The organism is Pseudoalteromonas sp. QJM3NY_12, from assembly GCF_056173165.1.
In genome coordinates, this window is record NZ_CM149661.1 from 2,342,272 (window position 1) to 2,364,916 (window position 22,645).

Genomic DNA, 22,645 nt, shown 5'->3' on the forward strand with positions numbered 1-22,645 from the left:
AAACCTCAACTATGATTGAGGTCAACAGTATCAATTTTATTAAAAACATAATCAATTTAATGCAATTGATATAACCAAAAAAGGGTTACCCAATGGCAACCCTTTTTTTGTGATCAGCGCGTTATGGCTAAATACGCAAAGGTTAAAAGTCCCTATGCTTTACGCCACGTTGTTTTTCCCGCTGAATCTTCAAGTATTACACCCAGTGCATTTAAAGCATCGCGAGCTTCATCAGCTGCAGCCCAATTTTTACTGGCACGTGCGTCATTACGTTTTACAATCAATGCCTCAATTTCAGCCACTTCATCATCGTTTTGACCGCCTTGTAAAAATGCCTCAGGTGCTTGTTGAGCAATACCAAGTATTTCACCTAAGATGCGTAGAATAAAGGCTAAATGTCCTGCTTTTTCGCTATCACTTTCTTTTACTCGGTTTAGCTCTTTAGCAACTTCAAACACAACCGGTAATGCTTCTGGCGAATTAAAGTCATCATTCATAGCTTTTCTAAACTTAGCTACATACTCATTACCCTCAAGCTCACATTCAACTGGCTCAACACCACGTAATGCCGTGTAAATACGCTCAAGTGATGAACGTGCTTGGTCTAAGTTTTCTTGCGAGTAATTAAGTTGACTGCGGTAATGGCCAGAAATTAAAAAGTAACGAACCGACTCAGCATCGTATTGCTTTAATACTTCACGAACGGTAAAAAAGTTATCTAATGATTTAGACATCTTTTCTTTGTTCACTTGAACCATACCGGTATGGATCCAAGTATTAACGTATTGGCCGTTGTTAGCACAGCATGATTGCGCGATTTCGTTTTCGTGGTGCGGAAACTGTAGGTCTGAACCACCACCATGAATATCAAAGTGCTCACCTAGGTGCTTTGAACTCATCGCTGAACATTCTATGTGCCAACCAGGGCGACCCTCACCCCAAGGTGATGACCACGATGGCTCCCCTGCTTTAGCTTTTTTCCATAAAACAAAATCAAGAGGATCGTCTTTATCTTGTGCTACTTCCACACGTGACCCCGATTGCAGCATAGTTAAATCTTGCTGCGAAAGTGCCCCGTATTGCTCAAAGGTTGATACATCAAATAAAACGTCGCCATCGGCTGCAACATAAGCATGGCCTTTGGCAATCAAACGCTCAACCATAGCAATAATTTCATCCATGTGACCTGTGACCGTTGGCTCTACATCAGGACGTAGCATATTTAAGCTGTCAAAGTCTTCATGCATGGCTTTAGTCATACGCACGGTTAAGTCGTTAATCGCCTCACCGTTTTCATTTGCGCGCTTAATAATTTTATCATCAACATCGGTAATATTACGTACGTACTTTAAGTCGTAACCTAAATGACGAAGATAGCGAACAATCACATCAAAACCCACAAATGTGCGTGCATGGCCAATGTGACAGTAATCATAAATGGTGATACCACACACATACATGTCGATTTTTCCATCGACCATAGGTTTAAATTGTTCTTTTTGACGTGTCAGTGTGTTGTATATTTGTACCATTTAGTTGCTTTCCTTCACGATTAACAGAAAAGCTATGTTACCACTTGCTAAGCATGGGCTCTAGCGGTTTATAACAAACATAACATCTACTTTGTTAATCTGAGTCAACTACGATAAAATAGCACCAATATTTAAACCAGCTATAGGAAACCTCATGGTTGTTCTACACACAAACTTTGGTGATATCACCATTAAAATGCACGAAAGCGAAGCTCCAAATACAGTAAAAAACTTTTTAGAGTATGCAAACTCAGGTTTTTATAACGGCACTATTTTTCACCGTGTAATTGATGGTTTTATGGTTCAAGGCGGTGGTTTTGCATCGGGTATGGAACAAAAAGAAGTAAACGACCCAATTGAAAATGAAGCTAACAACGGCCTATCTAACAAAGTAGGTACTTTAGCAATGGCGCGTACGCCTGATCCACACTCAGCTACAGCGCAATTTTTCATTAACGTGAATAACAACGACTTTTTAAATCACAGCAGCGAAACGTCGCAAGGCTGGGGTTACTGTGTGTTTGCTGAAGTATTAGAAGGCATGGACATAGTAAATAAAATCAAAGGTGTTGCTACAGGTAGCAATGGTTTTCACCAAGATGTACCACTTGAAGATGTGGTAATTGAAAGTGTAACTGTAAGCTAAAACCCCCTTTATTCTTCAAAGAATACATAAAGCGGGTATTCACCCGCTTTTATTTAACTGGAATCACCATGACTCGCCAAACCTACTTTATTGCAGATTTACATTTGAGTGAAAATCGCCCTGATATTACAGCGGCATTTTTTAAATTTTTACACTCCCATATTGTTCCTCAAAAAGTAGACGCCCTATATATTTTAGGTGATTTTTTTGAAGTCTGGGTTGGTGACGATTATGTAAGCGAACTATCAGCAACAGTGGCCAAACAATTAAAGGCAGTTAGTAACTCGGGTATACCTATTTATTTTGTACACGGTAATCGCGATTTTATTATGCGTGAAAGATACGCCAATATGGCAGGAATGACTCTACTCGATGAGCAAACAGTGATCGACTTGTACGGCACACCCACGGTAATTTTACATGGTGATGAAATGTGTACTCAGGATATTGAGTATCAAAAGTTTCGTAAAAAAAGTCGTGGTTGGTGGTGGCCCAAATTAATGCTTGCTATGCCCTTATGGTATCGAAAAAAAATAGCCCGAGATGCGCGTGAAAAAAGTAAACTTAGCCAAGCAGACAAACCTATAGAAATACTGGATGTGGTGCAAAGCGCGGTACTCGAAACCTTCGCCAAACACAATGTGGCTAATATGATCCACGGCCATACTCACCGCCCTAATGTACATACCTATGAAGTTAATAACCAAACGCTTACTCGCACAGTATTGGGCGATTGGTATACTCAAGGTTCGTATTTAGTGATTACTCCCGAGTCACAACAATTAATTTCAACGCCTTTATAACGTCCCTAGTAATTAATCGTAATGAGACTTTGCGGTTAACTCAGGCAAGGTAATAAGAAATTGTGTTTTAAAATAGGCATCGCTTTGTGGTTCTGAATGAAGTTTGATGTCTCCTTTCAAAACTTGTGTTACCCATTGGTGCACCATATATAAACCTAAGCCCGTATTACCTTTACCTCGTGCGGTTGTATAAAAAGGCTCAAATATATCTGCTTTAGTCTCATTATTAATTCCTTTACCATTATCTGACACGCTAAGCCTTACGCTATTATTTGTCGCTTGCTCTACTTTTATTTCTATCACTCCCTCGTGCTTTTCATCAAAAGCGTGATTTAGCGCATTAATTACAAGGTTTTCGACCACCTGAGAAATAATCCCCGGCAAACTAATCACCTGTTTATTGAGCAAGAAAATAGTTTTCACTTTTATTGGTGAATTTTTTAATCTGGAATTTAATGACAATAATAACTCTTGAATGATTTTTTCAATATCACATGCAATAAATTCATCGTTATGGCGATCAATGGCCATTTTTTTAAAACTTTTCACTAATACTGCGGTTTTATTTAAGTTAATTTTAGCTAGTGCTAGGTTCTCACCAATACTGGTTGTTGTTTCCTCTAACGTTGATTTAGTCAGCCCCTCCCTCATCGCCGCATTTAATTTAGCTAATGCCATATCTGCATTAGAAACCGAAATAACGGCTCCACCAATGGGTGTATTCATTTCATGAGCAACTCCTGCTACGAGCAATCCTAATGAGGATAGTTTTTGCGCTTCAATTAGTCCTTCTTGTAGCTGTTGTTGCTGCTTTATTGTGGCATCAAGCTCTCGGTTCACTATATCTAGTTCTATCTTTTCTATATGTAATTTATGCGAGAGGGTTAACAGCTTATTTTGAAACTTATACTCACGATAAATAAAGCCAAAACTAATTAAACACAGTAATCCACTACACAAAAACGCAAACTGTAAGGCTTTCATCTGTCCAGTTATTAGTAATTCATCAGGACTACTTATTAGAATGATTAACTCTTTATCGGTGTCACTAACTCTGCCTTTGTTCTCACGCAGTGAAAAAATAGAAAAACGTCGGTAAGTATAGAGGCTATTATTAAAAAAATGCGAACCATACTCGACTTTGCCACCAATCATTTGCTGCCAAAGCCGAGGCTCTTCAATGGCAAGCGTTTGCTCATTTTTACCATACATAAACCCCCACTCTAAATCTTCATCCCTATTTAATAACCAAAAACCATTATGATTCAAAATACTGATATGAGTACTTTTTTGGCTATAGCTTTTGATCTGATTAAATAGATAATCTAAGTTAAAGTTAACCACCAATAGGCCATCTAATAGGTAATTTTCTTGATTGGTACGGTAGGTTACGCGGATTGATGGTTGATGAGGTTTTATGATTTTGTTGTGTTCAATGTTTAAATCTATTTCTGTAGCAAAAATGTCAGGCGCACTGATCTGCATCCCTTTTTGAAAGTAGTAACGGTTTTGCTTATTTTGCAAACCATCAGGCGATACAATTTCACCAACACCATTCACTGCGTTAATGCGGTATTGCTCTTGCCCTTGCTTATCTAGCCATCGAATTTGTGCTATGTTAGTAGCTATAGCCGCAAAATTTAAAAAATAATTATTTATTTGATCTCTGCTACGCATTTGTTGCAAAGGCTTGTTTTGTGCATCGCTTTTTAAAACTGGGCCTTGAGCCAAAATACGAGTTAGCTTTTTAATACTGCTGAGCTCTTTGGAGAAATCACTACTAATGAGTACTAACTTTTCATCTTGCTGAGCTTTAATGGTGTTTATTTTTTCTTGATATATTTGTTCGTATATAAGCCAACCAATAAAAAAGGTAATGAATAAACTGAATAGCAATTTAACTAGCACACTTTTTTTTGAACCAACAGGCAAACTATTAATGCTATTCATTATCAGTCACTTCATGCAGCTTTAACCATCCGAACAGGTCTTTTAGAGATAGAGGTTTAGAAAAATAATACCCTTGAGCTGTTTCGCAGCCTTGTTGCTGCAACCACTTGGCTTCAAACTCATTCTCAACACCTTCAGCAATCACCGAAAAGTTAAATTGCTTTGCCAAAGACAATATCATCTTAATCATGTACTGATTATTGTCATTAAACTCAAGATCACTAACAAAATAGCGATCTATTTTTATCGACGTAGACGGTATTTCATTAATGTGAGCCAAAGACGAATACCCTGTACCAAAGTCATCAATGCTGACTTTCATGCCCAAAGAAATAAACCGCTCAAGCGCCTCTTTAATTAAGCTGTAATTACTAATAGCTTGTGTTTCGGTCACCTCAAGCTCAAGCATAGAAGGCAAAATACTGTATTCTTCAATTTTATTTTTTATCTGTTCAAAGTAGCTTGGCTCAACTAAATCATAAGAGGACGCATTAAATGCAACGGGTAAGTTACAGCCTTGCTCTTTAAGTTGATTTATAGCCTCTAGTATTTTCTCAAAAATCACATGGTCTAGTTCATTAATTAATCCGGCTGTTTCAGCTAATTCTATAAACTCGTCGGGGCGTACAAAGCTGCCATCGGCTCTTTGCCACCTAGCCAGCGCTTCAAAACCTGCTGGTTTCAAGGTTGATAAGCTGATTTTGGGTTGTAACACCACCTCTAAGCTTTTATTACCTATAGCCGTTCTGAGCTCAGCCATCAGCTCATATCGACGAGTTATCTGATCTGTTTTTTCCTCTGTATGCTGAATATACTTTGCATGGTTTGCCAACGTATAGTTGAGGCTAGACTCTGCTAAGCTAATCACTTTTTCAGGTGTTAAGTTTAAAGCAGCGCTTAACTTCAACTCCAGTATACGCACATCAATATATTGCTTCACCTGTTCAATTTCGAACTTTTGCTTATTTTGAAAGTAACTAATTGCATCAGAGATATCAAAGTCAACGCTAATTAGCATGCCAAAGGTTTTGTTACTAATTAGTGCTATGCGTGGTTCATATTTAGCAAAAGTATCAACTATATTTTGATGAACTAACTTCATTAATTTATTACAAAAGTCATTTCCGAAAGTAAATGCTTTTTCATCAAACTGATAAATGTCAAAAATGACTAATCGTGTTTTTAATCGCTCATGGGCATTCATGTTCTTTATTTCACGGGTTAACCAGTTCCTATTTGGTAAATTTAGTGATACATCGGTATAAGCAAGCTCTGTTAAACGATTTAATAACGAAATATTCGCAAATCCCGTGCTCACATTTTCGCTAAATACTTTGAGTAAATACTCATTTTGCTCATTAATTGGGTTGTCTGATTTTACGATCGTTATATAAGAAATATCTTGTTCTTGCGTTAAGGGAGTCTCGAAAAAAAATACGCTGTGGTGCCTTGAAAAAATATGACTGCGCTGTATGGTCGCTTGTTTAAAATCTTGCAGCATTTCTGCAGGCAGGTTAGGTACAACAGGTTGCCCTTTAGTACCACTAAAGCAACCATGGGTAGAGAGTATTAAGCATTCAGAGCTAGAGTTTGAATTACTCGAACAAAAAATACCGCCGCCTTCGGTTATTTTTAAAATATTGCTAATTTCTTTAAGCACTGCATGAGAAAAAGAGGCCATATCATGCTTACCGTTAATACTTCTAGACGCATCTAGCACCAGCTGTAAACCTTGCTTTGCTGACCTAATTTGTGAAATATACTCCCATGTACGCATGTTACTATTAACAATTGATTGCAACTTTTCTGCTGTAATATCTGATTTATTCCAGTATTCATCGATATCAAGGACTTTCATGATATCACTCTCTGGAGCAAAACCAGGTTGACCTGTTAATAGCACAATACGCATTTCTGCGTTACCTATAACCTCTCGAATAGTATTTACTAAACGCAAGCCTGAGTCATCCTCCTCCATTACTACATCTATAAAAATAAGTGCAATATCAGGATGCATACTCAACGCCAAAGCAGCCTCAGGCACAGAATTTGCTGTTAAAAGCTCGTATTTATAACCATCCTTGGCTTTTAATTCTTTTAAGCTATTAACTAACGCGTTTTGATAATCAAGGTCATCCTCAACGGTTAATATTTTCCATGCTTTCAGCTCTGTATCTGCTTGTTCTTCTTCAGCTGCAAATACAAATAATCCCTCTTTATCTTGCATATCTTCTCACCCAATAATAAATAAGGTATGACCTTGTTATTAAAATGAATTACAAAGCAATAAGTTAAATAATTTAAATAGTTATTCTAATATTAGGTGAGGGTATTGGATGTGTCTAATTTAAAAAGAATTTAATTAAAAGTAGCTGCTACAACAGTTTGCTGTTTAACTGGTAGCAGCTTCATGTGTAAATTATGCGGGTTGTTGGCAAGCAGTAATAGGTACGCCGCTATGAAATTTGAAGTCTTCATCGTCCGATGTAATTAGCTGCGCTTCTATTTCAGCAAATTCTTTTACCCGCTCAGTAATATCAAAATCAGCAATTTCTTGAGCAAGGGTTAAGTAGTCTTGATAATGGCGAGCCTCTGAGCGAAGCAGTGAAATATAAAAATCCCCTAAGCGTTTATCTACATGGGGGGCAAGCGCAGCAAAACGTTCACATGAGCGCGCTTCTATGTACGCACCTACAATAAGTTTATCAACTAAGGCATTAGGCTCAAAGGTTTTAACATTGCGCAACATACCCTTAGCGTAACGACATGGTGTTATACTTTTATATTCAACACCGTATTCATCCATAATTTCTAGCACCTGATAAAAGTGATGTAGTTCTTCTTTTATTAGCATAACCATTTTATCAATTAAGCCTTGTCCATAAGGTGAGTTAGATTTAGGAATAATAGATTTAGTGAGTTTATTTTTAGCCGCTAAATCACGCCAGTTCCCCTCACGTTTATAAATAAGCGTTTCAAACGGTTTTAACCACTCAAGCAATGCATCACTGCTGTCTTTATCTACCGCATACTTACGGATTAAAAACATCGCACTTTGCGCCGCTTTTAGCTCACAAATTAAATGATCAATTAATATGATGGGTAAATTTTCTTTTTTGGTCGCCTGTTCAACCCACTCATCAGGGGTACGGCATAATAAAAAGTTGTTAATTGGCTCTAAAAGCTGACTATGTGGCACGCTGACTACTCATTGCTAAAAATTGCGATTACGCATTTTAACACGAAATAATGCCCTGAATAAAATAAACACACGCCCTTATTGCAAGCATGTGGATAACTTGACTTTGCTTAGTTACTGAACCATAACTAAATGGACTGTATAAAAAACAAACCAACTATAACCAAACAGTAACTTATCCATTATGGAGAGCACGCAATGATACTAAATCACCTATGGGGCTTATACGCCCACCCACTCGAAGAGTGGCAAACAATTGATAACCGTCACGAAAGCTTAACCTATAGCTTATCGCACATTTTGCTTATCGCTTTATTCCCCTCCGTAATGGGGTACTACTCATCGGTTTACTTAGGCTGGAGTATAGGCACAGGTAACCCCGTTTTTTTAACCCATGAAAGCGCACTGATGATTGGCGCAGCCATGTATGTTGCTTTAATTGGCGGTGTATTTGCACTGGCCTATTTAGCGCATTGGATGGCGGTTACTTTCGGTGCTAAACCAACCTTTACCCAAACTATCGAGCTGGCAGCGTATACCGCTACACCGGTGTTTATGTCAGCATTGGCTGCTTTTTGGCCTGAGTTATGGTTTGTGGTGTGTGTTGGATTAGTGGCACTCGCTTACTCAGTTTATTTACTGTATACCGGCGTCCCTATTTTAATGCACATTCCGCAGGAGCGCGGCTTTATTTATGCAAGCTCTGTTGTAACCTGTGGACTAATTCTACTTGTTATTATTTTAGCACTTACCGCCATGCTATGGACCAACGGTATAATCAGCCCTATGTTTACCTAAAAATTGAAAAGTAAAAAAGGAGCGATTAAGCTCCTTTTTTTGTAACGCCGATATGCTATCAGGCAGTATTATCACTGTTAATCAGATTCGTTTTCATCTTGGTTATGTATTTCTAAACCAGACGACATCGCGTTTTCGCGGGTGCTTTTAGCAGAATCGTTACGTAGCTTATCAATACGATTTAGGTAGTCTTGATCAACGTCGCCAGTAATGTATTGTCCATCAAACACTGACGTTTCAAACTTAGTGATTTCAGGGTTTTCTTGGCTAACTGCTGCAATTAAATCGCTTAATGATTGAAAAATTAAACCATCAGAGCTAATGCTTTGGTTAATATCTTCAACTTCACGGCCGTGTGCAATGAGTTCAGCCGCCGATGGCATATCTATACCGTATACATTTGGAAAGCGTATTTCCGGTGCCGCTGACGCAAAGTAAACATTTTTAGCACCAGACTCGCGTGCCATCTCAACTATTTGTGCTGAGGTAGTACCACGTACAATTGAATCATCAACAAGTAGGACATTTTTACCTTTAAACTCACGGTCAATTGCATTAAGTTTTTGACGTACCGATTTTTTACGTAGCTCTTGGCCTGGCATAATAAACGTACGGCCAATATAGCGGTTTTTAACAAAGCCTTGGCGGTAAGGTAAGTCAAGCACGCGTGCCATTTCTAAAGCGATATCACACGAAGTCTCTGGGATAGGAATAACGACATCAATGTCTTTATCGGCCCACTCACGTGCTACTTTCTCGCCTAGTTTAGTCCCCATATTTACACGTGCAGCATAAACCGACATACGATCAATGGTTGAATCCGGGCGCGCAAAGTAAACAAATTCAAAAATACACGGTGAGTAAGACACTTTATCTGCACAGGCAAAAGAATGAAACTCGCCTTTTTCCGTCACATAAATAGCTTCGCCTGGGGCAACATCACGAATAAACTCAAAACCATCTGGCTTTAACGCCACACTTTCTGAGGCAAACATATATTCAGTACCCGCAGCAGATTCACGTTTACCAAATACTAGAGGACGAATACCATTTGGATCGCGAAACGCGACAATACCATGGCCGATAATCATGGCAATAGTGGCATAACCACCCGTCACTTTATTGTTAACTTCAGTAACCGCGGTAAAAATATCTTCAGGGTCTAATTTTAGTTTGTCTGACTTACTTAGCTCATGTGCCATGATGTTAAGTAAAATCTCAGAATCAGAGGTGGTATTAACATGGCGACGTGCCTCTGAAAATAACTGCTCTTTTAACGACTCTGCATTGGTTAAATTACCATTATGGGCAAGTGCTATACCAAAAGGAGAGTTCACGTAAAACGGCTGAGCCTCTGACGAGCTTGAAGAACCCGCCGTTGGGTAGCGCACATGGCCAATGCCAATGTTGCCTTGCAAACGTTTCATATGACGAGTGTGAAACACATCTTTCACTAGGCCATTTGCTTTGCGCAAGCTAAATGTATTGTTCTCAATAGTTATGATACCCGCAGCATCTTGGCCACGGTGTTGCAAAACGGTTAAGCCATCATAAATCGCCTGATTAACTGGCGATGTTCCGACTATTCCAACGATACCACACATGTAATTTATCCTCGCCGATTAACGGTTTACTGAATTTAAAAAGCTCGAGTTGTTTTCTAGGTACGAAAAGAACCATTCAACTACAAAGCCAAATTCTGGAATCAAAATGGAGTTGCCCCACCAATGCGTATTAGGCGCACCAGTAAAAGCATCAAGAAAGAAGAGTAACGCGCTCACGACCAACACGCCTCGAAGAGCACCAAACACCAGACCAAAAACACGGTCTGTGCCGGATAATCCGGTTCGCTGTACAAGCTCACCTAAAATATAGTTTAGTAAACCGCCTAACAATAGCGTCGCAAAGAATAATATGGCAATGGCCGCCGCATTTCTTAAAAGGGGTTCAGAAATGGATGTTAGGAAGGAAGCTAAATATTGATAAAATAAGCTGGAGATGATGAAAGCCCCTGCCCATACCGCTAATGACATAGCTTCTTTAACAAAGCCGCGTATTAAACCGATGATGGTAGAGAGTGCAATAATGCCAAGAATGGCGTAATCAACCCAGATCATAAGAACCAAATAGTCGCTAATTTTGGGCGCATTCTATACCTAAACCTCCTCGTGATGCAAGTTTAAGCGTGAGATTGCAGATGAGTAAAAACATGCAGTTTTTAGATAAAAAATAGCGTGAAATATGTAGGCTAGAAGTGAGGATAGTTCAGGGAATAGATAAATGTGTAATATCAGCTGATAAACACATTTACCTATTAATGACTAAGTTATTTTGCCACTTCAAATTGAGTAACTTTACCGTTTAGTTTAGTTAGTTCTTTCAGTGCGGGAAGTTGGGACTGCAGCTCATTTTTACTTAATGACGGCCCTACAAATACTTTAGTTAACGTACCATTTGGCGTTTTAATTGGCCTAGTAAAGCTTTTAAAACCTTTCGTTTTTAGCTTTGCCTGCAACGCTTTTACATTTGCCGCATGAGAAAAACTACCAAGCTGAATGACATACGCCATACTTGTTAGGTTTTCATTAGTATTACGCATAGCATCATCTTGCCCGGTAGTGACTGTGCCTTGTTTTGTATCGGCTATAACTGCTTCAACCATTGCTGGCTGTGCAGTAACGTCAGTTTCAGCAGAGCTGTTTTGTTGCTCAAATACAGCATCATCAGGCTGAATATCTTCAATTTCATCCTCTTTTAATGGTTCTGCATTTGCCACTTGTTGATCAATTGATTCTTGTAAATCAATAGTCTTGAACTCAGAGCGTTCTGGAATCGCTTTAAAGCCTTCTTTATAGTGCACTTTTTCACCATCGAGTATATTGGGAATAAACACAATTGCTGCGATCACCACAATACTTGTTCCGACTAAGCGATTAATAAAACCTGAGTTCACCGACATCCTCTCTATTTTTTAAAGTAATGAATAGCGCCAGCCACGGTAAAAAATGAGCCAAATACAATCAATAGTGTATTACTTGGCTGGCTTGGCAAAATAGCATCCAATGCTACCTCTACGTTGCTATAACCCTGTTTAAAATGACTATTGGGTATACTTGAAAGCGCCTGTTGAAGATGGGCGGCACTATCGCCACGCGGGCCGTCTAAGCTCGCTAAAGACCATTCATCGACTACATCAGCCACTTCTTTAAGCACACCGACTTTATCTTTATCAGCAAGCATAGCGGCTAATGCATGAATTTTAAAGCCTTTATCTTTATAGCTTGCTAACTTAGTTGCTAAATAACGTGCCGATTCAGGGTTATGTGCCACATCGGTGTACACTAATGGCGACTCACTTAATTGTTGAAAGCGCCCTTCTACCACTAAGTTAGCTATGCACTGAGTTATCACTTCATCACTTGGTAATAAATCTAGCACCGACAAGGTCGTTAACGCAGTGGCCACATTTTGACACGGGATGGCCGGTTTAGGTAACTCGAGTTTATGTGCTTTAAATTGCCAACTAAAACTCTGCGCATACTCTTTAAAAATAAAGTCGCTACCCGATAACACCATATTAGCGTTAATTTCTTTGCCATAATCGGTCATTGTATACGGAATATTTAAATCCCCAATAATTGCCGGAGTACTCTCTCTAAAAATTCCCGCCTTGTCATAAGCCACTAGCTCACGGGTATCACCTAAATATTCTTTATGATCTAAATCGATGGTGGTGATCACACTGGCAAATGGGGTAACAATATTAGTCGCGTCAAAACGCCCGCCCAAACCGACCTCTAACAACACGTAGTCAACTTCTAAGCGTTTAAATATTGCCAACGCGCCTAAGGTGCCATATTCAAAATAGGTTAATGGTGTGTCACCACGTCCTTGCTCTAGTAAATTAAACGCATCTACATGGTATTGATCGTCAAGCTCTGCGCCATTAACACGTACACGTTCGTTGTAGCGAGCTAAATGAGGTGAAGCATAGGTGCCAACACAATAACCCTGGGCTAATAATAATGACTCTAAACAACGTGCCGTTGTTCCTTTGCCATTGGTGCCTGCAATAAGAATGATTTTACTTGAGGAAGTTAAAAGCTCTATGTTGTTAGCAACACGAGCAACGCGCTCTAAACCCATTTCTATATTAGCAGGGTGAACACTCTCTAAATAACAAAGCCAATCATCAAGGCTTGATGATTGGCTAGGAATTGTTTTTGTCATAGCATGTAATCAGTAAAGCTGAAATTTACGCTACTCTATGCTCTTGTTCCGTAGAAGGCAAGTTCATAAATTTTGCTAGGATACGTGCTAGCGTATCGCGCATTTCTCGACGGTCAATAATCATGTCGATTGCGCCGTGCTCTAATAAAAACTCACTGCGTTGGAAACCCTCTGGCAGTGTTTCACGCACGGTTTGTTCAATAACACGCGGACCGGCAAAACCAATTAAAGCTTTAGGCTCTGCAACATTAATATCACCAAGCATTGCCAATGATGCTGATACACCACCCATTGTTGGGTCAGTCATTACCGAGATGAATGGTAGGCCTTTTTCGGTCATTTTAGCAAGTGCGGCACTGGTTTTAGCCATTTGCATAAGTGACATTAGCGCCTCTTGCATACGCGCGCCGCCCGATGCAGAAAAACAAATCAGCGGCATATTATGCTCTAAACATTGGTCAACCGCATCAACAAAGCGAGCACCTACAACCGATGCCATTGAGCCACCCATAAATGAGAATTCAAATGCAACTGCAGCAACCGGAATACCTTTTAGGTTTCCTTTCATTGCAACCAGTGCGTCTTTTTCACCGCTTGACTTTTGAGCTGCATTAATACGATCTGAGTATTTTTTAGAGTCTCTAAATTTAAGCACATCTTTGGGTTCGTGTTGAGCGCCTAATTCATGACGGTCACCGTCATCTAAAAATTGTTCAAGACGTTTACGACCACTAACACGCATATGATGGTCGCACTTAGGGCATACATTTAGTGATTTTTCTAATTCTGCTTTATATAAAATTGAATCACATGACGTACATTTAGCCCATACACCTTCTGGAATTTCTTTACGACCTGAAGATTTAGTCGTTTTTGGTAAGATTTTTTCTAGCCAACTCATTTGCAACTCTCTTAATGCTGTTCTGTGTCGCGAGTCTACATGTTAACCATGCAAACAAATTTTTCCAATTAAAACATGAATTACGCTATCACGGTATAAAAAACTGGTCTTAGTAGTTAGCCCTACGAATAATAGCGTATAAAAATAACCACCTGATTACCTTTTAAATATCGGTATCGGCTAAAAACAATGGCCCCAACGGCGTTCTAGGAATATTAAAGTGTTCTGGGTAATCAACATCTACTAAATATAAACCCGCCGCTTTTGCTGTGGCGCTCGCTTTGGCACGCTCTTTAACATCTAGCAACTCTTTTAACCAAATTGGTTCATGTTTATGTAAACCGATATCCATTAAACACCCGGTAATATTACGTACCATATGATGCAAAAACGCATTGGCTTTAATATCAATAATGACATAAGCACCTTGGCGCTGTACCGATAAATGATGAATCGTTCGCGTTGCCGTATTAGCTTGGCAGTGAAGCGCTCTAAACGAGGTGAAATCGTGCTCACCTAATAAATATTGGCAAGCCTGCTGCATTTTCACTTCATCTAAAGGATGATGAAAATGGGTAACACCTTCATTTAATACCGCACCACGAAACGCATAATTATAAATCACATAACGATAACGACGAGCAGTTGCACTAAAGCGAGCATGAAAGTCTTCAACCACAGGCTGGGCAAAACGAATAGCAATGTCTTTTGGTAATAAGGTATTCATGCCTAATGTAAAGGCCACCATTTCACGCTCAGCATGGGTATCAAAATGCACAACTTGACCAGTGCCATGCACGCCGGCATCGGTGCGCCCTGCACATACAATTTCAACCGGATGATTACAAATGCGCGACAACGCTTTTTCTACTTCTTGTTGTACGCTATTTACATGAGATTGACGCTGCCAACCACTGTAACGCGCGCCGTTGTATTCTACTCCAAGTGCTACTCGCATAATTACTGCTTTACCTACTGTGCTAATCGACGCTGCATTTTATGCTATATGGCGTTCCAATAAAAGCAGCGAACTAAGGTTCCTAACTATGCGATACAAAAAACCCGTTATTAGTGTTAACCAATAACGGGTTTTACAGCTCAGATATCCTTTTCAGGATTAGCTATTGTTAGTTTTTCAGCTTAGCTTTTAGATTTTGTGCTTCTTCTTGCACATCGTCTGGGCCATTATTAATAATCTCATCTAAGATTTTAACTGCCGAGTCAGCATCATCTATCTCTATATATGCGTGAGCAAGATCAAGCTTTGCCGAGTAACCACCACTTTGAGTATCAACATCCATAGGGTTATCACCAGCAAGTAATGAATCATAGTCACCCAAACCAACATCCATATCGACGTCGGTGTAAGGTTCGTGATCTATATCCGCATCATCACTTTGCTCTAGTAATGCATCAATATCAACAAAGTCATCTTGATCTAATGGCTCAGTAACCTCAGGTTGCTCAATGGGCTCTTGCAACGATGGTGCTTTATCATCAGCTAAATCTTCGTTAAGTAAGCTATTAAAATCAACATCGAATTCACTGCTGTCGCTTAAATCAACATCATCAGGTTCAGCCAACTCATTCAGTAATGAATCAAAATCTGTTTGTGTTAAATCAGCCATAAACTCATCGTCAAGCTCATCATCTGAAATCATTTCTGACTCTGACGGTACTGACGTTTGCGTTAAATCAGCTTCACGATCAGCATTTGTTTGCTGATCGGTAAATTCAGCTGACTCTGTTAACGCATCAAGTTGATCATCATCAAAATCATCGTTTGTGCTAACAGCCTGCTCATCGTCAGCTTGTTCAGTCAAGTCTACAGACTCTGAAGCATCATTATCTAGAGCTTGCTCTATATCTAACTCTGAAAACTCATTATCAAGTAACAGCTCATCATCAAAGTCATCTTCTAAACTATCGAGATCGTTACCTGCTGATAGAGCATTAGCAAGATCTTGCTCTGCTTGACTGGGTGACATGCCTGTAGCATCACCATCTAAATTATCACCTTGTAGCTCTTGTGGTGTTAAAGATTGTTGTTCCTCATCAGATAAAGGCAGTTCATCATTCAGCTCTAACTCAGGATACTCCTCAAGTTCTTCACTTGGGGTGATTATTTCAGGCTCATATAGCTCATCGTCTTCTGACGATAAATCGTTGCTTTGGATATCGCCTGCAAGCGGGTCATCGCCTAAATCAATTTCTTCTTCATCGAGATCATCGTCTAAGTCATCCATTGACCAATCAGGTACTTGTTCATTTTCATCGCTTACTTGCTCAAGCTCACTTAAAAGATCATCAACACTTTTGAAGTTTTCATCATAGTATTCGTCAAGTGCATCTTCTGGGTCGAGTAAAGTAGAAGAAGTATCGGTAAAATCATCTTCTGATCCAACATCAAGCTCTGCTTCCAGTTCAGGCTCTACTCCAAGTTCAGGCTCTACTTCAAGCTCAGGCTCTGCTTCAAGCTCTGGCTCTGCTTCAAGCTCTGGTTCTACTTCAAGCTCTGGTTCTACTTCAAGCTCTGGTTCTACTTCAAGCTCAGGCTCTGCTTCAAGTTCAGGCTCTGCTTCAATTTCAGGCTCTGATTCAAGCTCAGGCTCTGCTTCAAGCTCAGGCTCGACTTCAAGTTCAGGTTCTGCTTCAAGCTCAGGTTCGGCTTCAAGCTCAGGTTCTACTTCAAGCTCAGGTTCTACTTCAAGCTCTGGTTCTACTTCAAGCTCAGGCTCTGCTTCAAGTTCAGGCTCTGCTTCAAGCTCAGGTTCTGCTTCAAGCTCAGGCTCGGCTTCAAGCTCAGGTTCGGCTTCAAGCTCAGGCTCGACTTCAAGTTCAGGTTCTGCTTCAAGCTCAAGTTCGGCTTCAAGCTCAGGCTCGACTTCAAGTTCAAGTTCAGGTTGCTCGTCTAAGCCATCGACTGACCAATCAGGTGCTTCTACATAATCATCACTTGTTTGTTCTAACTCACTCAGTAAATCATCAACGCTATCAAGGTTTTCATTGTTGTACTCATCAAGCGCGTCTTCTGGATCGAGTAAATTAGAAGACGTATCGGTAAAATCATCTTCTGATCCGACATTAGACTCTGCTTCAAGTTCTGGCTCTTCTTCAAGCTCAGGCTCTGATTCAAGCTCAGGCTCTGCTTCAAGCTCAGGCTCTGCTTCAAGCTCAGGCTCTACTTCAAGTTCAGGCTCTACTTCAAGTTCAGGCTCTACTTCAAGCTCAGGCTCTGATTCAAGTTCAGGCTCTGATTCAAGCTCAGGCTCTACTTCAAGCTCAGGCTCTACTTCAAGCTTAGGCTCTGCTTCAATTTCAGGCTCTGATTCAAGCTCAGGCTCTGCTTCAAGCTCAGGCTCTGCTTCAAGCTCAGGCTCTGATTCAAGTTCAGGCTCTGCTTCAAGTTCAGGCTCTACTTCAAGCTCAGGCTCTGATTCAAGTTCAGGCTCTACTTCAAGTTCAGGCTCTACTTCAAGCTCAGGCTCTGCTTCAATTTCAGGCTCTGATTCAAGCTCAGGCTCTGCTTCAAGTTCAGGCTCTGCTTCAAGCTCAGGCTTTGCTTCAAGCTCAGGCTCTGCTTCAAGTTCAGGCTCTGCTTCAAGCTCAGGCTCTGCTTCAAGTTCAGGCTCTGCTTCAAGTTCAGGCTCTGCTTCAAGTTCAGGCTCTGCTTCAAGTTCAGGCTCTGCTTCAAGTTCAGGCTCTGCTTCAAGTTCAGGCTCTGCTGCAATTTCTGTCTCAGCTGCAATTTCTGTCTCAGCTGCAACCTCTGGCTCAGCAAAAGATGAAGCGATAGATTCTACATCTTCACTATTTAACTCTTCTTGCGCGTCAGTTAAATCTTCAATTGAGTCCGCCAATGCATGATCTATTTCAGAATCATGAACATCACTTTCAGGTTGTTCAGTATCTAGTACATCGTCAATATCTACTTCGTCTTCATCAATTAAGCTGTCGATGTCTGGCTCTTTAGTTTGAGCTTCAGTAATTGGTTGCTCAGTATCGAGCAATTCATCAATATCAACTTCATCGTCTTCATCAACTAAGCTGTCGATATCTGGCTCTTCGCTTTGAGTTTCAGTAGTTGGTTGCTCAGCATCGAGCAATTCATCAATGTCAACTTCGTCGTCTTCATCAACTAAGCTGTCGATATCTGGCTCTTCAGTTTGAGCTTCAGTAGTTAGTTGCTCAGCATCGAGCAAGTCGTCAATATCAACTTCATCGTCTTCATCAACTAGAGTGTCGATGTCTGGCTCTTCGCTTTGAGTTTCAGTAGCCGGTTGCTCGGCATCGAGTAAGTCGTCAATATCAAACTCGTCGCCTTCTTCTACTAAACTGTCGATATCAGGCTCTTCGCTTTGAGCCTCAGCGTCCGGTTGCTCAGCATCAAGTAGGTCGTCAATATCAAACTCGTCGCCTTCTTCTCCTAAACTGTCGATATCAGGCTCTTCGCCTTGAGCCTCAGCGTCCGGTTGCTCAGCATCAAGCAGGTCGTCAATATCAAACTCGTCGTCTTCTTCAGCTAAACTATCGATATCAGGCTCTTCGCTTTGAGCTGCTGGTTGCTCAGCATCGAGTAAACTGTCTATATCAAACTCGTCATCATCAGCTTGTGTTGTTACATCATCTGCTTGTTCATTATTCTCATCAAGCAAGTCGTCAATGTTAAAGTCTTCGCCCTCTTCAGCAAGTTCTTCACTAAGTGCTGCCATATCATCATTCGATTCACCTTTAGGTTCATCTGGAAGAGCATCATCATCTTCTTCGTCAAACAAGCTATCTAAGTCATCCGAACTTAAAATGTCATCTGACTCATCAAGGTTGATAGCATCACCTGTATCATCGCCATCGGAACTGTCAAAGTCCTGTTGCATGAAAACATCAAGTTCATCGTCTTCAGTATTTTCGTCTTCAAAAACAACATCATCATTGAGTAAGCTTTCTAACTCATCTTGATCTAGTAGACTGTCATCATCGAGATCATCGTTAAATGCCACATCATCATCGAGTAACACGTCATCCATGTTGTCGTCTAATTGCACGCTTATATCATCAAGCGGATCGGGAGCTGGTGCTTCTTCATCAAGAATGGGCTCTGGCTCTTCATTTATTGGATCAGTAAACGCTGGAGCTTGAGGAATAAACTCATCATCATCACTTTCAGGCTCTTGATTATTACTGCGCTTGCGCAACCACATAACAACGGCAAAAATAATCAATAAAGCCGGAATGGTCATTAATAAAATCAGCACCAAAGGATTCGAAAGTAATGCGGCAAAGCTAAATTCACTCTCTTGCTCTACCTCTTTTAACTTTTGCTGCGCAATAATCTCATTTTGCTTAAGGATTAATTCTTTTAACTGTTGCTGTATTTCACTGTCTTGACCAAGCTGTAAGCGAACGTTTTCTAACTCGTTTGAAATACCTGTAAGCTGTTTTTTAAGATTGTTGTTTTCAACTAAAATCTCTTCTACGTTACCTACAGAGCTTTTAAACTGCTGCTGAAGCTCAACTAATTTATTACCTTGGTCTGTTTTTATGGCTTTTAATTCTTGTTGTAATTCTTTTTTGGCTTCATCAACGTCTGCTTTGCGAGCTTGCGTTACTTGTGTTTGTGCTGAGTTAATTTCTGCTTGAGTAAGCGTACCATTTTTCTTTTTTTCCCACAGGTCATCATCTTGCTCAGAGCGTTGCTTAGCTAATTGCGGGTTTACTCGTCTAATTTCTGCCAAAGTAGGTATCTTTAAGTAAGAACCGCTTCGCATATGATTTAAATTTTGTTCTAAAAATGAGTTGGGGTTTTTGTTATACAAGGCCTGCATAACTTGGTAAATGCTAACTGAATTATCAGGACGAACCTTAACGGCAATGCGCCAAAGTGTATCGGTTGGTTTTATTGGCCCAATAGAACGCCCCTGTGCGCCGTAATCTGCGCCTTTGGGCCCTCTTAATTGGGTACTGTCTTGAGAGTAAACAGTCGTTACCATCAGTGCAGACGCTAATATAATAAGTGAAACGAAACCGCGCATGCTGATCCTTTAATGTTTAAATGTTAACACAGCGCTTTCAATTGGCGCTTAAACATTGATTATTCTTGCCGTTGTTAACCACGAGGCTAACGCACATTTTTATTACAATCTATTTTTATTGCAAGCTCTATTCCAGTTACAAACTATAAACCAGTTAAGCCATAATATCCATCGCAACGCATTGAAAATAAATACCTTAAACATCTAGATAAAAATAATTTTATGTTGTTTATCAAAGTGTTTACACCGCAGCTGTTTGTAAGTGGCAAAAAAATGGCAATTAAAGCACAAAAAAACGGCAAACCACTTAGGTTTGCCGTTTATTGGATTATCACTATCTTCAGGCTAATTACATGTAATTAGCAATGAGCTCTTCTGCTATTTGCACACTGTTGGTTGCAGCCCCTTTACGGGTGTTATCACTTACTACCCACATATTTAATCCATGTGGGTGTGAAATATCGGCACGTAAACGGCCAATGTAAACAGTGTCGTTACCACTGGCATCTGAAACAGCCGTTGGGTAATCACCCGCATCATCAATTAGCTCAACACCCGGTGCATCGCTCAATAATTGCTTCACATGCTCAAAGTCATAAGGCATACGCGTTTCTATATTAATTGACTCAGAATGACCGAAAAACACCGGTACACGAACACAAGTCGGGTTTACTGCAATGGTCGTATCGCCTAAAATTTTATGCGTTTCGTTTACCATTTTCATTTCTTCGCGTGTATAGCCATTGTCTTCAAAGCTATCGATTTGCGGAATAACATTAAACGCAATTTGCTTAGGAAAAATGTCGTTTTCCATTGGGCGTGCATTCATTAAGTTAGCTGTTTGTTTTGCTAGTTCATCAACCGCTTCTTTGCCTGCGCCCGACACTGCTTGGTAGGTTGAAACGTTAATACGATCAATACCGTAGGCATCATAAATAGGTTTAAGCGCAAGCATCATTTGAATAGTTGAGCAATTAGGATTAGCGATTATATTACGGTTTCTAAAATCAGCTAAACTCGCTGCATTCACTTCTGGCACAATTAGCGGTACTTCAAAGTCATTTCTAAAATGTGAGGTATTATCAATAACAATACAGCCTGCGTCTGCAGCAATCGGGGCATACTTTTCAGACACACTGCCACCAGCAGAAAATAAGCCGATATGCGCTTGGCTAAAGTCAAAGCCTTCAACATCGCGTACTTCTATGCTCTCACCACGAAACTTTATATCTTCGCCGGCACTTCGGCTGCTTGCTAATAAAAACAGCTGATCGACCGGAAATTTACGATCTTCCAAAGTTTCAATGATTTGACGACCAACAAGGCCAGTAGCGCCGAGTACGGCAACGTTATATTTTTGCGACATATTTCATCCTCTGTAAGCACGGTTAAAACAACCGCGCTAATTAAATTAGTTTGCTGTGGTAAAGCCAAGCTGGGCAAGTACGGCAAGCTCGGTGCTATCACCTTCAACCATCACAGTGCTAAATTCACGGCGGGTTGGGTAGTTTTTTCGTAAGCTGTCAAAGCCTTCATCGGCCAAGTGACGTAGTAAAATGCCATCATCACGGCGTACGTCATAAACTAAATGCACTAAACGGGCTATATCTGTTTCGCTAAAACTGCTTTCTAGGGTGACTTTTTTAATCGCAGGAGGCGGTAAAAAATCATCAAGCGATTTTATTGCGTTAACCCCTTTTAGCTCACATAAGCGCTGGTACAACATTTGCGTACCTCGCGCTTTACCCTCAAGGGTATGCCCTGCAATGTGAACACTGGCATAGCGCACGTGCTCAAGTAATTCAGTTAAAATGTTAGGTTCATTTTCCCAAACATCCAGCACTAAATCGAGCTCTGCTCCGGCTTGCATTACTTCAAGCAAGGCTTGGTTATCAATTACATCACCTCGGCTGGCGTTGATTAAAGTCAGCCCAGATTTAAGTTTAGTTAAGCGTGTTTTATCAAGCATGTGTAGGGTTTTATGTTTACCCGTTTTAACCAACGGCACATGAAAAGTGACAATATCTGACTGCGCTAATAGCTCATCTAACTCAACATGCTCGGTTAATAGCCCTTGCTCATGCTTAATTGGGTCGCACAAGAGTAAATTAACGTTAAGCGCTTTTAATTTTTGCGCGAGGCAACTGCCAATATTACCTACACCCACAATACCGATTGTTTTACCGCTTAACGGGCTGGCATTTTCTTGACTTAATGCAAATAAGCTACTTATTACATACTCAGCTACGGCTATGGCATTACAGCCAGGCGCACTGGTAAAATCAATATTTTTTGCGTTGAGTAAATCGGTATCAATATGATCAACACCAATCGTAGCGGTACCTACAAAGCTTAACTTATTCGCCTGTGCTAATAGGTCACTGTTAACTTGAGTAACTGAGCGGGTAAGCAGTACATCAACATCGATAAGTTGTTCAGGAGTTAATTGCCTGCCATCAAATCGTTCAACCTCACCCATATCTTTAAAGAATTGCTCAACTAAAGGCATATTTTGATCGGCAAGAATTTTCATTGTGAGTCCGTTTGGCGAAATGAG

16 protein-coding genes are annotated in these 22,645 nt (G+C 40.3%); 3 read left to right on the forward strand and 13 right to left on the reverse strand.

The features are described from left to right. Window positions 1–152: 152 nt before the first annotated feature. Complete coding sequence (gene cysS, locus AC0VZ5_RS11000) at window positions 153–1,532, reverse strand: cysteine--tRNA ligase (RefSeq protein ID WP_138605396.1); 1,380 nt, start codon at window positions 1,530–1,532, stop codon at window positions 153–155. A gap of 154 nt (window positions 1,533–1,686) precedes the next feature. Between cysS and AC0VZ5_RS11005 the strand changes: the two genes are divergently transcribed. Beyond that, window positions 1,687–2,178, forward strand: coding sequence for a peptidylprolyl isomerase (locus AC0VZ5_RS11005; RefSeq protein ID WP_475472823.1), 492 nt, complete (start codon window positions 1,687–1,689; stop codon window positions 2,176–2,178). Between the two features lie 68 nt (window positions 2,179–2,246). After that, entirely contained in the window at window positions 2,247–2,981 is a 735-nt protein-coding gene (locus tag AC0VZ5_RS11010; RefSeq protein ID WP_475472825.1) for a UDP-2,3-diacylglucosamine diphosphatase, read from the forward strand. 12 nt (window positions 2,982–2,993) lie between these two features. On the opposite strand, the gene AC0VZ5_RS11015 is transcribed toward AC0VZ5_RS11010, so the two are convergent. From AC0VZ5_RS11015 to miaE, 3 genes are all read right to left on the reverse strand, one after another. Further along, window positions 2,994–4,931 (reverse strand): sensor histidine kinase, encoded by a 1,938-nt coding sequence (locus tag AC0VZ5_RS11015; protein WP_475472827.1) that lies wholly within the window; start codon window positions 4,929–4,931, stop codon window positions 2,994–2,996. Further along, on the reverse strand, window positions 4,924–7,158 hold the full coding sequence (locus tag AC0VZ5_RS11020; protein ID WP_475472829.1) for an EAL domain-containing response regulator: 2,235 nt from the start codon (window positions 7,156–7,158) through the stop codon (window positions 4,924–4,926). The genes AC0VZ5_RS11015 and AC0VZ5_RS11020 overlap by 8 nt, the downstream gene beginning before the upstream one ends. A gap of 192 nt (window positions 7,159–7,350) precedes the next feature. Then, window positions 7,351–8,130, reverse strand: a complete 780-nt coding sequence (gene miaE, locus AC0VZ5_RS11025; RefSeq protein WP_475472831.1) for a tRNA isopentenyl-2-thiomethyl-A-37 hydroxylase MiaE — start codon at window positions 8,128–8,130, stop codon at window positions 7,351–7,353. Window positions 8,131–8,328: 198 nt separating this feature from the next. Between miaE and AC0VZ5_RS11030 the strand changes: the two genes are divergently transcribed. Next, on the forward strand, window positions 8,329–8,928 hold the full coding sequence (locus tag AC0VZ5_RS11030; RefSeq protein ID WP_033103997.1) for a Yip1 family protein: 600 nt from the start codon (window positions 8,329–8,331) through the stop codon (window positions 8,926–8,928). A 77-nt stretch (window positions 8,929–9,005) separates the two neighbouring features. Here the strand turns inward: AC0VZ5_RS11030 and purF are convergent, their stop codons facing one another. The 9 genes from purF to AC0VZ5_RS11075 all read right to left on the reverse strand — a co-directional run bounded on the left by purF (window position 9,006) and on the right by AC0VZ5_RS11075 (window position 22,621). Beyond that, a complete protein-coding gene (gene purF, locus AC0VZ5_RS11035) occupies window positions 9,006–10,532 on the reverse strand; it encodes an amidophosphoribosyltransferase (RefSeq protein ID WP_138605386.1) in 1,527 nt (508 codons plus the stop codon). 18 nt (window positions 10,533–10,550) lie between these two features. Beyond that, window positions 10,551–11,045 (reverse strand): CvpA family protein, encoded by a 495-nt coding sequence (locus AC0VZ5_RS11040; protein WP_076919200.1) that lies wholly within the window; start codon window positions 11,043–11,045, stop codon window positions 10,551–10,553. A 209-nt stretch (window positions 11,046–11,254) separates the two neighbouring features. Then, entirely contained in the window at window positions 11,255–11,881 is a 627-nt protein-coding gene (locus AC0VZ5_RS11045; RefSeq protein ID WP_475472834.1) for an SPOR domain-containing protein, read from the reverse strand. A gap of 11 nt (window positions 11,882–11,892) precedes the next feature. Beyond that, window positions 11,893–13,158, reverse strand: coding sequence for a bifunctional tetrahydrofolate synthase/dihydrofolate synthase (folC, locus tag AC0VZ5_RS11050; RefSeq protein WP_475472835.1), 1,266 nt, complete (start codon window positions 13,156–13,158; stop codon window positions 11,893–11,895). 25 nt (window positions 13,159–13,183) lie between these two features. After that, window positions 13,184–14,059, reverse strand: coding sequence for an acetyl-CoA carboxylase, carboxyltransferase subunit beta (accD, locus tag AC0VZ5_RS11055; RefSeq protein WP_008111068.1), 876 nt, complete (start codon window positions 14,057–14,059; stop codon window positions 13,184–13,186). A 163-nt stretch (window positions 14,060–14,222) separates the two neighbouring features. Further along, window positions 14,223–15,017: a tRNA pseudouridine(38-40) synthase TruA gene (gene truA / locus AC0VZ5_RS11060; RefSeq protein WP_008111070.1), complete on the reverse strand. Its 795-nt coding sequence runs from the start codon at window positions 15,015–15,017 to the stop codon at window positions 14,223–14,225. 169 nt (window positions 15,018–15,186) lie between these two features. Continuing rightward, window positions 15,187–20,088 (reverse strand): FimV/HubP family polar landmark protein, encoded by a 4,902-nt coding sequence (locus AC0VZ5_RS11065; RefSeq protein WP_475472838.1) that lies wholly within the window; start codon window positions 20,086–20,088, stop codon window positions 15,187–15,189. 349 nt (window positions 20,089–20,437) lie between these two features. Beyond that, window positions 20,438–21,454, reverse strand: coding sequence for an aspartate-semialdehyde dehydrogenase (locus AC0VZ5_RS11070; RefSeq protein WP_010388045.1), 1,017 nt, complete (start codon window positions 21,452–21,454; stop codon window positions 20,438–20,440). A gap of 45 nt (window positions 21,455–21,499) precedes the next feature. Next, the gene (locus AC0VZ5_RS11075) at window positions 21,500–22,621 is read right to left on the reverse strand and encodes a 4-phosphoerythronate dehydrogenase (protein ID WP_178956374.1); all 1,122 of its coding nucleotides are present in this window, start codon (window positions 22,619–22,621) and stop codon (window positions 21,500–21,502) included. Between the last annotated feature and the right edge of the window lie 24 nt (window positions 22,622–22,645).

What these genes read in the sequence shown, in the direction of transcription:
- cysS (WP_138605396.1), bottom strand. Translation starts at nt 1,532, where the DNA reads ATGGTACAAATATACAACACACTGACACGTCAAAAAGAACAATTTAAA.
- AC0VZ5_RS11005 (WP_475472823.1), top strand. Translation starts at nt 1,687, where the DNA reads ATGGTTGTTCTACACACAAACTTTGGTGATATCACCATTAAAATGCAC.
- AC0VZ5_RS11010 (WP_475472825.1), top strand. Translation starts at nt 2,247, where the DNA reads ATGACTCGCCAAACCTACTTTATTGCAGATTTACATTTGAGTGAAAAT.
- AC0VZ5_RS11015 (WP_475472827.1), bottom strand. Translation starts at nt 4,931, where the DNA reads ATGAATAGCATTAATAGTTTGCCTGTTGGTTCAAAAAAAAGTGTGCTA.
- AC0VZ5_RS11020 (WP_475472829.1), bottom strand. Translation starts at nt 7,158, where the DNA reads ATGCAAGATAAAGAGGGATTATTTGTATTTGCAGCTGAAGAAGAACAA.
- AC0VZ5_RS11030 (WP_033103997.1), top strand. Translation starts at nt 8,329, where the DNA reads ATGATACTAAATCACCTATGGGGCTTATACGCCCACCCACTCGAAGAG.
- purF (WP_138605386.1), bottom strand. Translation starts at nt 10,532, where the DNA reads ATGTGTGGTATCGTTGGAATAGTCGGAACATCGCCAGTTAATCAGGCG.
- AC0VZ5_RS11040 (WP_076919200.1), bottom strand. Translation starts at nt 11,045, where the DNA reads ATGATCTGGGTTGATTACGCCATTCTTGGCATTATTGCACTCTCTACC.
- folC (WP_475472835.1), bottom strand. Translation starts at nt 13,158, where the DNA reads ATGACAAAAACAATTCCTAGCCAATCATCAAGCCTTGATGATTGGCTT.
- accD (WP_008111068.1), bottom strand. Translation starts at nt 14,059, where the DNA reads ATGAGTTGGCTAGAAAAAATCTTACCAAAAACGACTAAATCTTCAGGT.
- truA (WP_008111070.1), bottom strand. Translation starts at nt 15,017, where the DNA reads ATGCGAGTAGCACTTGGAGTAGAATACAACGGCGCGCGTTACAGTGGT.
- AC0VZ5_RS11065 (WP_475472838.1), bottom strand. Translation starts at nt 20,088, where the DNA reads ATGCGCGGTTTCGTTTCACTTATTATATTAGCGTCTGCACTGATGGTA.
- AC0VZ5_RS11070 (WP_010388045.1), bottom strand. Translation starts at nt 21,454, where the DNA reads ATGTCGCAAAAATATAACGTTGCCGTACTCGGCGCTACTGGCCTTGTT.
- AC0VZ5_RS11075 (WP_178956374.1), bottom strand. Translation starts at nt 22,621, where the DNA reads ATGAAAATTCTTGCCGATCAAAATATGCCTTTAGTTGAGCAATTCTTT.